This window comes from Nioella sp. (genome assembly GCF_964229645.1).
Lineage (GTDB): Bacteria > Pseudomonadota > Alphaproteobacteria > Rhodobacterales > Rhodobacteraceae > Nioella.
In genome coordinates this window covers 1-12,009 of record NZ_CAXREX010000253.1, presented here as the reverse complement: position 1 = coordinate 12,009, position 12,009 = coordinate 1, and the positions used below count along the sequence as shown (strand labels likewise).

The 12,009-nt window shown below is 62.9% G+C and carries 23 protein-coding genes; 4 read left to right on the top strand and 19 right to left on the bottom strand.

Annotated elements, in window-relative coordinates:
* Positions 1–293 (top strand): hypothetical protein (locus ACEQXV_RS17025; protein WP_372526086.1); only part of this gene is annotated, 293 nt, incomplete at its 5' end.
* Between the two features lie 14 nt (positions 294–307).
* Here ACEQXV_RS17025 and ACEQXV_RS17020 read toward each other — a convergent pair.
* The 18 genes from ACEQXV_RS17020 to ACEQXV_RS16935 all read right to left on the bottom strand — a co-directional run bounded on the left by ACEQXV_RS17020 (position 308) and on the right by ACEQXV_RS16935 (position 9,213).
* The gene (locus ACEQXV_RS17020; RefSeq protein WP_370270157.1) at positions 308–529 is read right to left on the bottom strand and encodes a hypothetical protein; all 222 of its coding nucleotides are present in this window, start codon (positions 527–529) and stop codon (positions 308–310) included.
* Positions 529–1,179, bottom strand: coding sequence for a DUF3164 family protein (locus tag ACEQXV_RS17015; protein ID WP_370270155.1), 651 nt, complete (start codon positions 1,177–1,179; stop codon positions 529–531). The genes ACEQXV_RS17020 and ACEQXV_RS17015 overlap by 1 nt, the downstream gene beginning before the upstream one ends.
* Positions 1,176–1,406 carry a hypothetical protein gene (locus ACEQXV_RS17010; RefSeq protein ID WP_370270154.1) on the bottom strand — a complete coding sequence of 77 codons (231 nt, stop codon included), beginning with the start codon at positions 1,404–1,406 and terminating at the stop codon, positions 1,176–1,178. Before ACEQXV_RS17010 ends, ACEQXV_RS17015 begins: the two co-directional genes overlap by 4 nt.
* Complete coding sequence (locus tag ACEQXV_RS17005; protein ID WP_370270153.1) at positions 1,399–1,785, bottom strand: hypothetical protein; 387 nt, start codon at positions 1,783–1,785, stop codon at positions 1,399–1,401. The genes ACEQXV_RS17010 and ACEQXV_RS17005 overlap by 8 nt, the downstream gene beginning before the upstream one ends.
* A complete protein-coding gene (locus tag ACEQXV_RS17000; protein WP_370270152.1) occupies positions 1,782–2,372 on the bottom strand; it encodes a hypothetical protein in 591 nt (196 codons plus the stop codon). Before ACEQXV_RS17000 ends, ACEQXV_RS17005 begins: the two co-directional genes overlap by 4 nt.
* Positions 2,372–3,121, bottom strand: coding sequence for an AAA family ATPase (locus ACEQXV_RS16995; protein ID WP_370270150.1), 750 nt, complete (start codon positions 3,119–3,121; stop codon positions 2,372–2,374). The genes ACEQXV_RS17000 and ACEQXV_RS16995 overlap by 1 nt, the downstream gene beginning before the upstream one ends.
* Before the next feature lie 50 nt (positions 3,122–3,171).
* Positions 3,172–5,310, bottom strand: a complete 2,139-nt coding sequence (locus ACEQXV_RS16990; protein ID WP_370270149.1) for a transposase domain-containing protein — start codon at positions 5,308–5,310, stop codon at positions 3,172–3,174.
* On the bottom strand, positions 5,307–6,170 hold the full coding sequence (locus ACEQXV_RS16985) for a ParB/RepB/Spo0J family partition protein (RefSeq protein WP_370270147.1): 864 nt from the start codon (positions 6,168–6,170) through the stop codon (positions 5,307–5,309). The genes ACEQXV_RS16990 and ACEQXV_RS16985 overlap by 4 nt, the downstream gene beginning before the upstream one ends.
* Positions 6,167–6,397 carry a hypothetical protein gene (locus ACEQXV_RS16980; RefSeq protein ID WP_370270146.1) on the bottom strand — a complete coding sequence of 77 codons (231 nt, stop codon included), beginning with the start codon at positions 6,395–6,397 and terminating at the stop codon, positions 6,167–6,169. The genes ACEQXV_RS16985 and ACEQXV_RS16980 overlap by 4 nt, the downstream gene beginning before the upstream one ends.
* Positions 6,394–6,675 (bottom strand): hypothetical protein, encoded by a 282-nt coding sequence (locus tag ACEQXV_RS16975; protein WP_370270145.1) that lies wholly within the window; start codon positions 6,673–6,675, stop codon positions 6,394–6,396. The genes ACEQXV_RS16980 and ACEQXV_RS16975 overlap by 4 nt, the downstream gene beginning before the upstream one ends.
* Complete coding sequence (locus tag ACEQXV_RS16970; protein WP_370270144.1) at positions 6,668–6,901, bottom strand: hypothetical protein; 234 nt, start codon at positions 6,899–6,901, stop codon at positions 6,668–6,670. Before ACEQXV_RS16970 ends, ACEQXV_RS16975 begins: the two co-directional genes overlap by 8 nt.
* The gene (locus ACEQXV_RS16965) at positions 6,898–7,401 is read right to left on the bottom strand and encodes a hypothetical protein (RefSeq protein ID WP_370270142.1); all 504 of its coding nucleotides are present in this window, start codon (positions 7,399–7,401) and stop codon (positions 6,898–6,900) included. Before ACEQXV_RS16965 ends, ACEQXV_RS16970 begins: the two co-directional genes overlap by 4 nt.
* Positions 7,398–7,541: a hypothetical protein gene (locus ACEQXV_RS16960; protein WP_370270141.1), complete on the bottom strand. Its 144-nt coding sequence runs from the start codon at positions 7,539–7,541 to the stop codon at positions 7,398–7,400. Before ACEQXV_RS16960 ends, ACEQXV_RS16965 begins: the two co-directional genes overlap by 4 nt.
* Entirely contained in the window at positions 7,538–7,696 is a 159-nt protein-coding gene (locus tag ACEQXV_RS16955) for a hypothetical protein (protein ID WP_370270140.1), read from the bottom strand. Before ACEQXV_RS16955 ends, ACEQXV_RS16960 begins: the two co-directional genes overlap by 4 nt.
* Complete coding sequence (locus ACEQXV_RS16950; protein WP_370270138.1) at positions 7,693–8,013, bottom strand: helix-turn-helix domain-containing protein; 321 nt, start codon at positions 8,011–8,013, stop codon at positions 7,693–7,695. The genes ACEQXV_RS16955 and ACEQXV_RS16950 overlap by 4 nt, the downstream gene beginning before the upstream one ends.
* Entirely contained in the window at positions 8,013–8,330 is a 318-nt protein-coding gene (locus tag ACEQXV_RS16945) for a hypothetical protein (protein ID WP_370270136.1), read from the bottom strand. The genes ACEQXV_RS16950 and ACEQXV_RS16945 overlap by 1 nt, the downstream gene beginning before the upstream one ends.
* Before the next feature lie 44 nt (positions 8,331–8,374).
* A complete protein-coding gene (locus ACEQXV_RS16940; RefSeq protein ID WP_370270134.1) occupies positions 8,375–8,839 on the bottom strand; it encodes a hypothetical protein in 465 nt (154 codons plus the stop codon).
* A 68-nt stretch (positions 8,840–8,907) separates the two neighbouring features.
* Positions 8,908–9,213, bottom strand: coding sequence for a helix-turn-helix domain-containing protein (locus ACEQXV_RS16935; protein ID WP_370270132.1), 306 nt, complete (start codon positions 9,211–9,213; stop codon positions 8,908–8,910).
* Between the two features lie 204 nt (positions 9,214–9,417).
* Here ACEQXV_RS16935 and ACEQXV_RS16930 point away from each other — a divergent pair, with 204 nt between their 5' ends.
* The 3 genes from ACEQXV_RS16930 to ACEQXV_RS16920 all read left to right on the top strand — a co-directional run bounded on the left by ACEQXV_RS16930 (position 9,418) and on the right by ACEQXV_RS16920 (position 11,028).
* Positions 9,418–9,897, top strand: coding sequence for a helix-turn-helix domain-containing protein (locus tag ACEQXV_RS16930; protein ID WP_370270130.1), 480 nt, complete (start codon positions 9,418–9,420; stop codon positions 9,895–9,897).
* An 18-nt stretch (positions 9,898–9,915) separates the two neighbouring features.
* Positions 9,916–10,545, top strand: coding sequence for a hypothetical protein (locus ACEQXV_RS16925; RefSeq protein WP_370270128.1), 630 nt, complete (start codon positions 9,916–9,918; stop codon positions 10,543–10,545).
* A gap of 114 nt (positions 10,546–10,659) precedes the next feature.
* Positions 10,660–11,028: a hypothetical protein gene (locus ACEQXV_RS16920; RefSeq protein ID WP_370270127.1), complete on the top strand. Its 369-nt coding sequence runs from the start codon at positions 10,660–10,662 to the stop codon at positions 11,026–11,028.
* On the opposite strand, the gene ACEQXV_RS16915 is transcribed toward ACEQXV_RS16920, so the two are convergent.
* On the bottom strand, positions 11,025–11,228 hold the full coding sequence (locus ACEQXV_RS16915) for a hypothetical protein (RefSeq protein ID WP_370270126.1): 204 nt from the start codon (positions 11,226–11,228) through the stop codon (positions 11,025–11,027). The genes ACEQXV_RS16920 and ACEQXV_RS16915 overlap by 4 nt on opposite strands.
* Positions 11,229–12,009 lie beyond the last annotated feature (781 nt).

The window sequence follows — 12,009 nt, the reverse complement described above, 5'->3', positions numbered from 1 at the left end:
GGTGCCGGAGAGCGGTGCAACGCTCTCCGGCACCTGTCGCCCGCCCATCGGAACCTGAGAGGACGAATTCGATGAAGGAAAAGCCGGTGGACAAGTTTCTCGCCAAGACCTGGGAGGTCTACGAGAGCATGTGGCCCCAATACCTCGCCATCGTTGTCCTTGAGTTCTTCGAGAAACAGGACGGAGTTACCCGCCAAGAATTGATCGCAGAACTGGAAAGCCGATTGGCCAAGGACAGCACAGGCGTTTTCAAGGCGCAGGCAGAGGGTGCGCTGAAAGCGCTGCGTGGATGAGATAAGGACGACGGTCATTGACCGCCCTCCGCCTCGATTGCATCCGCCAAGCCGCGCAGAAAGGTAACAATCCGATCACAAGATCCGTAGGGGGCAGACGCGACGATTTCGGTGCCGAGCAACGTCGCATCATCGCGTGACATCTCGGCGAGGGCGTAGGCCAACTCTTCGGGATCGTTGGCCAAGGCCCGGCCGATCGTCCCACCGTAAATCGTGGTTTCGATCTGGATACCCATCACGCCCTCGCCATGTCGATGGTGATCGCCTGCCACTCTGCCTCGGCGCTGCCGCGGCGGTAGCAGCGCACATAGGATTTCGAGCCCACGACACGCATCGCGTCACGGATGGCCTGCATCGCGCGCTGCCAGCGTGCGTCCTCGATGTCGAGGCGCAGCAACATGAAAATCTCGGCCCGGTTCACCTGACCGGGCTTGTCGGTGTTGAAGGCCCGGGTGACGATGGCGCGGAGTTCGGGCCGTGCATCGGCACTCCACTCGGTCAGACACTCGTCGAGCAGTTCTTTCGCAATCTGCAGCTCCGGGCCGAACTCGATGTTGTCCGCGACCTGGACGGTAACCTTCAGACAGCCGTCATAGCTGGTGAAGGTCATGTTGCCCTTCTTGCCACCGCGCGTCTGGTTGTATTCCTGGTCGAGTATGGCGATGAAACCTGCGACGTCCTCAAAGCAGTGCTCTTTGAAGCGGCGGACCTGGTCGCTCAGATCCTGCCCATAAGCAACGATCTTGCGGACCATGTCGTCCATCAGCTGGTCCTGTGGCTTGATCAATTCGACTGGTGTCAAACGCCCCTGGGCGTCAGCCATGTAGCGCTCACCGTTCTTCTCGATGATGCCAGACGAAATTGCGACACGGGGTTGCTCATTCATGGATGGGTTCCTTCTGCGATCTTGATGTTGAGAACCGAGCGGGCCTGCTCGGCAACACGTCCTTCGGCCCGGATCAGGCCCGCGCAGGCTGCGAGGCAAGTCAGCGCGACGATCTCATCGACGGTAACGAGGGTCGCGCCGCGCACGCCCTGGTGGGCGACCTTGGCCGCTGCGCTGGCGCTCAGCGTCAGCATACGCGCTTCGGTAAGGGGTATTTCTTCAGCCATGGTTGGCTCCCTTCTCTTCGGTGGTGGTGTGACGCGGGCAGCGGTTGCACGCCCGGAACATGCGAAGCCGAAGGCTGTTCACGTTCGAAAACTTGGCGGCCTTCTCCTGCCAGTCGCGGCAGGCGCTCGAGGCAATGGGACCCATCACGGGGCAGTCGACGCTGGACGCCTCGAAGGTACTGCGCACGATCTCTTCGACCGCGCACATGTCGCCCTTGTACTTCCGGCTGAGGACGGTCGAGACCAGCGCCGGCGAGCGCTTCATGCGCCCCGCCACCTTGTTCTGGCTCGATGCCTGGCATTCCAGTGCCAGGAGCTCGACCCACGACGGGATTTCATCGCCCCAAGCCGCGCGGGCGGTTTCCATTGGCCCGCTCATGCCTTGTTCTCCGCCGCGAAGACCTCGCCGGTATTCGGGTCATAGACCTGCTTGATCCGCTGAACCTGCGGAGAACGGGGCCCGGAATGGCGGATCAGCACATATTCCGCGATCCCGCCCTTCTTCGGTTCAGCCTTGCGCAGGACGCGCAGGTAGCCTGCGGCCAGCAGATCGCGGCAATAGGCAGAAGCGGTCGCTTCCGGGATATTGATCGTGGCGGTCTGGATCAGGTCGCGGAACGTGAACCGCTTCAGGATGATCATGCTGCGCCAGAGCTGCTCGGTGGCCCGGCCCTGCTGGACCTCGCTGCCATCACGCCGCAGGCGCGGAGCGTGATGCCCCGTGTCGCGCAACATGGTGTATTCCGCTGGCTGGCCGCGGGTGCCGGCAGGGGTGTGAAGGACGTATCCTCCCGCCGCCAGGCACCCGAGATAGTCGTGGATGGTCTTGCGTGCCGCACCTGTCTCGGCGGAGACTTCGGTCACCGTGAACGGCGCATCCTTGCGGCGGATCGCGTTCCAGATGTCCTGGCGGATCGGCGTGCCTGCATTCGCGGGTCTGCGCCCGCTCGTCTTCCGGGTGGTCATCAGATGTTGCCTCGCGGACGAGGGGCCTCACCGGTGAAGAACCGGACCTTGTCGATGTCCGCCAGACCAAGTTCGCGCTTGTCGATCTTCAGCGCATGTTCGGAGATCTGGCGCAAGTTCACCACGATACGGCGCGCGCGGGCCTGCGACCGCTCCAGCACCACCTGCAGCACGTCGTCGGACAAGGTCAGGGTCGGGCATTTCAGGCGCGCCAGCAGCCCGACCTCGCGCAGGTCGCAAGGTTGTGCCTGCACCCAGTCCAGCATGCGGTTGTGGACCCGCTCCCAGCGCGCGATGGCCTGGGGAAGCATCTCCTCGCCAATCAGAACGACAGTCCCGCCCGCCGAGCTTTCATAGATATCGTATACGACACCCATCATCTTGGGCCGCACCAGCAGATGGGCCTCATCCAGCAGCAACGGACGGGCCGACTTGGCCAACTCCTCGCCCGCCAGGTCCACCAGGTCGCCAATCGTGCCCTTGGGTGTCATGCCCATGCATTCCACGATCTTCGACGCGAACTTCTTGACGCTCCAGCTTTCCTTGATCTCCACGTGGTAGCATCCGTACTCGTTGGCGCTCCAGGCCGCGGCTTTCGTTTTGCCCAGGCCGCTCGGCCCGGAGAAGCATGCCATCCCCGGCAGGTCCGGGTCCCGCGACCGCACGCGCTCGATAAGTTCTGCCAGCAGCATCACGTTGCGCAGCGGCATGACTGTGGTCATCCGGTCGAAATCTCCTGCTCCGTCCATTGTCCTCTCCGTCTCTGGTTGCGCCGGCGGCTTGTGCCCCGGCGGGGTCGTCATCCGATGGCTTGCGCCCCGAATTTGTCGTAGGCCTTGCGCTTGGCCCGGTACTCGGGCAGCTGGCGCATCCGTGTCAGAAATTCTGCCTCGCGCTCCGAAACCTGCTCCCCGGCTATCGAGCGTCGCTCGATGTCCAGCGCCTGCCAGAACAGGTCGGCGAATGCCGCCTGCGCGGGTGGCTCCGGTTGGTCCGCACGGCGCTTCTCGCGCTCCACCGTGAAGTCCTTGATCCGCTGATCTGCATTCTCGTCTGGCGCCGGCAGCGGACGCTGCAAGAGGCCACCCTTGCGGCGCTGCTCGATCTGCGCCAGGCGATCCAGCTGGACCACAGGTGTGTCAGGCACCCGTTCGACCGGCTTCGGCACGGCATCGAGCTGAGCCGCGAACTCCTGGATGGAAACCGGTCGCTGCTCCTTCAGCAACGCGCGATACTTCTTGCGCCGCTGCGCCTCATCCCGACCCGCAGCCTTGGCGGATGCGATGTCCTGGAACGGTGATTTCTGGCGGCAGGGCGCGTAGCCCAGGAACTCCCCCTTCATGCTGTAGATATTGGCGCCCTCGTGAAGGTCCTCTGGGTTGAACCGCGCGGTAACCCATTCGCCAGCCATCTCGCTCATCCATTCCGCCCAGTAGGCGTTCTTGAACAACGTGATCTGACCGTTCTTGGCATCCAGCTTGCGCTTGTATTGCGCCATCAGGCACAACCGCAGCTGCTCCTCGGTCGGCTTGCGGATCGGGGTCCGCTCAAAGCTCGCGGCGAAGGTTTCGTCGAGGCTGCGGCCCGCGGCCACGTCGGACGTCCGGCCCTCGCGCGCATTGTGCTCGTGGATACGCTCGTCAACCACCCGGATGAACTCTTCCAGGTCGATCGCACGCGACATGTAGTTGGCGGGCTTTGCGAGCACATTCGGGCCGGTATAGGCACCCGCGAAACGCGGATCCCGGGCAATGTCGATTGTGAAGTCCCGAAAGCCGCGCTCGACCGGCTTCGACTGGCCCCGGGCGGGACGGGCGAAACGCACGTCGATCCCCATCATCGCCAGAACACCCATCGGTTCCTCGTTCGAGATCTTGAAACGGAAACGGTGCTTGGCGCCACCGGAGACGTCCTTGTTTGCGAACTCCATGCCGTTATCGAACAAGCAACCCTTCGGCAGACCGTAGGTCCGGAACAGCCGCATGAAAGCCTGCATGACGGCGACCTTGTTGGGATTGAGGTCAATCGCCCAGGACAACATCTTTCCGGACATCACGTCCTGGATCATGATGATCTGCGGACGGACCGGGTCCTTGATGCCCGGCCAGTGCACGAAGACGTCGATCTTGTGGCAGTCCGCATTGACCATCTCCATGGCCACCATGCCGCTGCGATCCCGTATCTGGGCGGGAAAGCACTGGCGCAGGCCTTCCTCACCCTGACGAGCGAAGACCTGCACGACGCGCGGCACGGTTTCGTCCATCCAGCGGCGCGCCGTCTGCTCTTCGAGATAGTCGAGCCCCTTGGCTTTGCAGACCTTCACGACGTCGCGCCAGCATGGGCGGAAAAGGGGGCCATCCTCGCGCAGGTAGTCCGCCTTGAGCCAGTCGAAGAACTCCTGCGATGCCTTCGACTTTACGCCTGTCGGCGTCTTGGCCTGATGGCGGGGTGCCAGGTAGGGCAGTCGGTCGGCCACCGCCACCCCGTCGATGCGCGCAAACAGGTTCCAGATCGTACGTTCGGAGCGGCCGACTTGGCGGGCGATCATCCTGGCTGCCATCGCCTTGGTCACGGCTGGCGTCAGTGCCTCGACTTCCTGGATGATGCGCAGGTTGCGCTTGGCCTTGTCTTTCGTCGTCTCTGGCAGCGTGTCGAACCAAGTCCAGATTTCGTCCCGATCCGGCCGGGCCGGCGTCACTTGGATTGTAGTAGCCTCTCCGATCAACGCGCGCTGCGCCCGGATGGGCAACAGCCGCCAGCTGTATTCCCAGCCGCCACCGCGTCCCTGCCGGGGGCGGGCGAGAGCCGCGTCAAAGGCCCAACCCTCCCGCTTGGCGTGAGCATCGACGCCTTGCCGGCTGCGCGGCAGATCCGGCAGCCTGGCAGCGGCGATCTCCGCAGCCGTCCACCATTCCTTGTCGGGTTGTGCCTGGGTCATTCCGCGCCGGCCTCACGATTGGCGTCGGGCAGCAGGCGGCGGATCTCGTCGCCGCATTCGTCGAGGAACCGGCGCCGGGCCACGGTCGAGCCGCGCATCCACGCCGTGAAGATCGCCTGATAGCCTTTCTCATCCTGCGACAGAGGGGCCTTGATGCTGCGGCCTTCCTCGTGGGCCAACTCGGCGCGCGCGGCTCCGGCGGATTTGGCCTTACCACCGAACATCTTTATGACCACGGACCGCCGTTCGGCCATGTCACCGATCTTTGCCAGCACGGTCAGATCGGCCAGTGTGACCGCCTTCGGCGCGCTGCGCAGCAGCTTCACCTCTTCAGCTTCCAAAGCACTGCCTGCGGCGATCATCCGCCGCACATGCCGGTCCGTCAGGCCGAACTTCTCGGCGGTGGAAGTGGCGAAGGACATCATGTCCGCCGCCAGCTTTCCGGTGTGCTGGTTGCCTTTGAAAGCTCCGGCCATGGTCTCCGGATGCAGCTTCTCGTAGACCCGCTTGCGCTCGGCCAGGAACACCGCCGTATCCAGCGCGTTCATCTCGGCACCGGCCAGGTTGTCGTCGATCTCCATCAGCCGGGCCCAGTCGTCGGTGACATCGGTCCAGACCTTGGCCTCGATCTCGGCCCAGCCCAGGCGCTTCGCCGCCTCCAGACGGTGCCCCCCGGCGATCAGGACCAGCTTTCCATCCTTGCGCTGCCGGACATGGATCGCGTCTTTCATCACGCCCACCTCGGCGATCGAGGCCATCAGGCTCTCGACACCGGCAGCACTCACCGGGCGCAGACGCTGGCTGGCATCCACATCGGCCACGGCGACCATTTCCTTGACCATCAAGCGGGGCTCTTTCACGACTTCGGTGCCTTTGTCATTTTGTAGTACCAGACCGGGCCGTTCGGCCCCTTCTTGCGGGTGCAGTCGATCAGCGCGCCGTTCGCGCGCAGCTCGGATACGCAGGTGCCGGGCGCGGGCGTCTTTGCCCGCAGCACCAAGTCGAACGAGGAGTGTTCCTTCCCGTCGGAAAGGACCTTCAGCACACGCTGCAAACGGGCGCTCTTGATGGCCGATGCGGCGTTCATGCGCGCACTCCGATCCGGGCGCGGCGATGCCCGATCTGATACGGCCCGTCGGCGCTCCGGCCTCTGCACGGGTTGCACATCCGGTTGTGTGCCCCTTCCGACCAGAACAGGGTGCCGCAGGTAATGCAGGGGCGCTGCTTGCGCGTCTCCTTCTTCACCGCTTCGCGCAGCACTGCGGCCGCCGCGGCAATGGATCCATGCCGGGATACGACCTCGCCCGTCCCCCGATCCTTGATGACGTAGCCGTCATCCGCCTGCGCGATGAAACGGTCAGCCATTGGTCACCCCCGCAGGCATTGCCTGCACGGCCAGCGCCAGCGTGCCGTTCTGCTCCATCTGCTCCAGGTAGGTCAGGATCATGTCCTCCTGCGCGCGCATCACGCGCCGGTGGTCCTGCACGGCAGGGCCGTCCTGGCGCATAGCCGCCTCCGCCCAAAGCGCCCGGCGCTCACGTCGCGCCCGGACCATCAGCCGGACCTCGTCCAACCTCTCGCGCGCGGTCATTTCCAAACCCCTTCAAAGGCAGGCTGAACCAGCGGAAGGAACATCAGCCCGATGGCCACGATGGCAAAGCACAGCCCCGCCAAAACATGTCCCCACCAGCCATCCTCGATCGCGTCATTTGCGGCGCGGATACGTGCCCAGGCCGCTCTCAGGGAGGAGGAGGGAGAGCGGCCCGGGGCTCCCCGCATCGCCCCGTCACTCCGGGGGGCGGGGATCTCGGACAGGACCATGCGCTCGATGGTTCCGTGAGTGGTGCCCGTTCCGGCCCCGCCCGAGATGTTCGTGATCAGCCGGGCGTCCAACCGCCCGGCACCGGAAAAGTCTGCATCCAGCAGCGCCTCGCCATGTTCTGTGATATGATGCGCCGCCAGCAGAACCTCCGGCGCGCGGGCGGGGTGCAGCACCGTCTGGACCAACGCCGCACCCAGCGCGATGCGTTCGCGGTCGGTCAGTGTCATGGCCATGGCATGGGCGCGCAGGACGATATCTGCCCGGTTCATTTCCGCGCTCCCGGGTAGTTCGGGTCGAAGACGCAGCGCAGGACATGTACCGCCAGCGCGACGCCGCACACGATCCAGAAGGCAATCAACGTGGCAAGGAAGAGATCCTCGACGAACTGTGCAATAACGGAGAGGGTCATGAGTGGCGCCCTCCGAAGTCGAACACCGGGGCGATCAGGTCCTCCCACATCCAGCGCAGCGCGCAAGACAGGCAGAAGACGACCACCAGCGCCTGCATCACGGCAAGGATCAGGCCCAGGGCGATGAACAACCAAACGAGAAGATCGAGGATCATGACGTCACCTCGTGCATCTGCTTGAGGTGTCGAACAGCGCCTTCCAGGATCTTCTGGAAGGTCTTCGGGTGCGGCATGCGCGCACCGTTCTCGTACTTCACAAGGGCATCCAGGTGGAGGCGTGCCACACTGGCAAACTCGTCCTGAGTAAGTCCGGTAATCCGGCGGAGCGCCACGATGTGACGGGCGAACAGGACACGCTCGGCCTTTTGCGAAGGCAACGTCTCCATTGCCCGCCGCGCATCCGCCAGAGCGGTCCGCGTCTCGGTCAACAGCTCGCGCAGCTCGGGGCGCAGGGCGCAAAACGGAGCCGCCATCACGCCACCCCCTCCACGTGATGCCCGGACAGGCAGGCCGCGGCCGTGCATTCCCCGGCCAGCCAGGCCAATTCCCGGTCCAGCGTGATGCCCCGGCTGATCATCCGCGCCATGCGCCACGCCGCGCGCCATGTGGCGCGATCCGTGAACCACAGCCAGCTGGTGTAGGCATCCGCGACATCGACGTCCTCGATCTGTCCGGCCAGCGCAACATCCGGCACCGTGCAGACCGCCAACATCGGCAATGCCTCGTCACCTGCGCCCGGCACCCGGGCGCGCCAGGAGAATATCCCGGCCCATTCGTTCTTGACTTCCATCTGCAGACCTCCTGCCTGCCAGCCATGCCAAGGGGACCAGCCCCTCAGCGGCGGGATTTACGTCGCGCGCTCAGCACCTGCTTGCGCGCCTGCATTTCCTCGATGTGATCGTCCAACAGCCGCTCCTCGATCAGCTCGGCGTATTGGTTCTCGATGACGGTCAGCCCGAACTCGCCGGGGACGAACCCCAGCAGATCCCTGGCTCCCGTGGCGTGGACCAGCCCGATGAACGCATCGAGCGGGATCCGGTGCTCCTCCGACCCTTCCGAGGACCACTTGTTCAGCATCGCCTCAGACACGCTGCGGCCCAGGTATGCACTCAGGGCGCGGGCGATATCCGCCCGGCTCTGGCCGTCGTCACGGGCATCCCGCAGCGCCTGGGCGATCAGCCGGGCGATCTTGTTGTCCAGACGGCCCCGTCCGATGACATCCTCGCTGTAGCCCACGCCCACCTTTGGCGGTTGCCAGCTGAACAGGTCCTTGGTGAGGGGATCGCGATACCGCGCCATGGGTCACGTGCTGCTCGAAAGGGTGTCTGGAGTGTCAGGATCGGCGTCCAGCCTGGACGAATTCGCCTTCAGGCCACCCGGCGCTTGTCAGCGCGGGCATCGTCTTTTTGACTCGCCACCGGCGGGAACTTCTTGGTATCCAGAATGCGAGGCTTTCCCTTGGGATAGCGATCCGGCCACAGCGCCTCGGGCTTAAGCCCGAGGAACTCGGCAATGACCTGCTGGGCCTTGTAATGGCCCTGCGACGGAACCTTGCGGCAGGCGCCTTCGGGCAGACCGTTGCGCCGCGCAAGTTCGGTCAGGGTCATTCCCTGGCGGTGCAACTCGGCAACGATGCCGGGCCAATCCATCTGGGGCGGGGACTTATCGCTCATGGGGCGTCTCCAGTATGGGGCGGGTGCTGCAAACACCCGCCTTTTGCTGAGGGTTTCGGAACAACAGCGCCAGCCGCTAGGCCGGGGCACAAGATAGGGATAATCTACGAATGGGATTTAGTAAACCCCGCTCGTGGATTAACGAGTATTTTTATGGGAAGGCGGCCCTCCGAGCCAAAAACTGATTTAGCTGAAAGGCTTAAGGTGGCCCGCGAGGTGGTCTGCGGCGGTGATCGCGAGCGTTTCGCCAACATGTCGGGGATTAGTAAGGCGACAATTGGGAACTATGAGCGAGGTGATCGGGTCCCTGATGCCGTGATGCTGCGTAAGTACCGTGATGCAACCGGTGTCGATCTGACTTGGTTGGTGACTGGCGAGGGCAGCATGATGCCAGCTGCAAGCCTAGCGAACTTTCCTGACAGCGGAGCAGATTGGGTGATCAACGGGCCCGAGGGCAAGGTCCAGATTGAGGCCAAGCGGTCCCAGGTGCCGCAAGCCTCGTCCGAGATCGACGAGGATCGACTTGTCCTCGCAATCGAGACGATCGAGGAGGGTCTCGACAGCCTCGGTCGCGTCGCCTCGGCTGAGGTCAAGGCCGGGCTGATCATCCAAGCTTATCGAATGATGCAAGCCGAAGGGCAGAAAGCGATGCCAAGGATTTTCCGACTGGTCGCAAGTGCATAAATAATAAGGAGTATGTGAATGGCAGACGGCAACGATCCAAAACAGGCGATCATAAACCTGATGGCACGGACGAAACCCCAGTCAGGCGATGGTGTCTCATCGGCGCCGACGGTGTCGAACGTGGTCAGCTTCACCGGTACCGGAAACATCGCATCCGGCAACATCGTCGCCGGCGACATCAACTTGACCGTGAACCACGCGCCCAAATCGCGTGTGATCGTCCAGACGGCCAATGGCACTATTGACGCCGCCCAGAAGGCCCGGATCAAGGACAAGGTCACCCGCTACGTCGATGCCTGCAACGCCCTCGAACCCGGCAGCATGTCATACCAGGCCGCCTGGTCAGCCCTGAACCGCAAGATGAAGGTCAACAGCTACCACGAGCTGCGCCCCGACCAGGTCCCCGCCGCGATGAAATGGCTGCGCACCCAGACCGGCCGGGTTCAAAGCATGGCTGGGGCGCCCGACCGCGATCCGAACTTCCGCACGGACGCGATCCGCTTCATCAAGGCCCGCTGCAGGCAGCTCGGCGATCCCGACCTCTACCGCGCCCGCGCGCTGGAAGCCTTCGGCAGCAGCAGCCTCGCGGATCTCGACAACGTCGAGCTTCAGGCCATCCGCCAATGGGTGGCGCAGAAGAAGGGCTGACAACTCCGCCTATCCACCGTTGCAGGTCATGGGCACGGACGCCAACACGCTGCAGGTCCATGGCCGGATACGTGCGGCAATCGATAAATTTTAATCTGTACCAAGGAGTTATTTATGAAGGTATCTGCCCAACTGTTGATTTTCGCGTTGCTCGCAGGGTGCAGCGCCCAGACGCAACAAGGCATCAAGCACGCGATGACAGTCTATCAGGACGTGGACTACAAGGATTATGCAATTCTTGGTGAAACATGGCGGGTTTTTGACAACAAAGACTTGAAGAAAATGATGATCATCGCGCCGTTTGATAGAATTCACGCAGCAGGGTTCCGAGACGGAGTGACGTTCGGTTTGGCCAAGAAAGACTTGATCGAGGAACACGAGTTCCGGCCGGCCGCAACGGCATACTTAGCAAACATTGGATGCAGACCCACGGACGGGCGTCTTGTCATGAGGACCCAGTACGAGTTCGATTACACCTGCTAACGGCAGCGCCGGGCCTCACGCCTACCGCGTTCGATGGCCCGGCGCATCAGCACCTTCTTCTTGGCCAAAAGCTCTTCGATGGACGCATATTTGAGCTCCAACCGTCGCTCGATCACTTCAAGCTCTTGTTTTTCCTCGCGTGTTTGATCTCCGCGCCATTTCGCGCCCACCGATCCCCGGTCAATTCGCCTGCTATACATCCTGCCAAGCCCCTGATTTCACGCAATCCCGACACACTGTACCATGGTCAATCGCCACCACATAGACGGGCGTCGAGCCACCGGAAGTGGTGCTCTGACGCTCTCAGGATGCGATCTGCTGTCATCCTCAGCATGTGATGACCGCTGGCGAACACATCGGAATGGCGAAAATCGTTTGCATGTTCGGCTTACGGCATGCCAGCAGTACGAACCCATTAAGACGTTGATACCGCAGCGAATTCCCGAACATGCAAATGGAAATCCGAACATGCAACGCCATTTGCATGTTCCCACGGGACGCACGATGCCCGCACAGGCTTCATTTCGGCTCCAAATCCCTTGTTTCATTGACGTTCCGGGCGGATCACTGATCAACGCTCCGTCGCGCCTCGCCGCTCACAATAGCGCCCTGAAGGCCGTTTTCTGCACTTACTGAATGACAACCTCCAATCGGCCCCGCAGGGCGCTCGATGCCCCTCATTCCCCTTGTTTACAAGGCCTGCCCGGACAAGCCCGCCTATGGACGGCCTCTCCCGGCTTCACTGCAAGAATGTGTGTCACCTAACACCCACGCTTCCAGGGAGTTTTCCCGTTGCATGACGGCCCAGGCGCCCCACCGTTAAGGCATCAATTGGAACCTGACCAAAGACAGACAAAAAGCCCTTGTTTCCCCTTCCCGGGACCTCTAAACGGGTCGGCGGAGACGTGGCCGAGTGGTCGAAGGCGCTCCCCTGCTAAGGGAGTAGGCGGGAAACCGTCTCGAGGGTTCGAATCCCTTCGT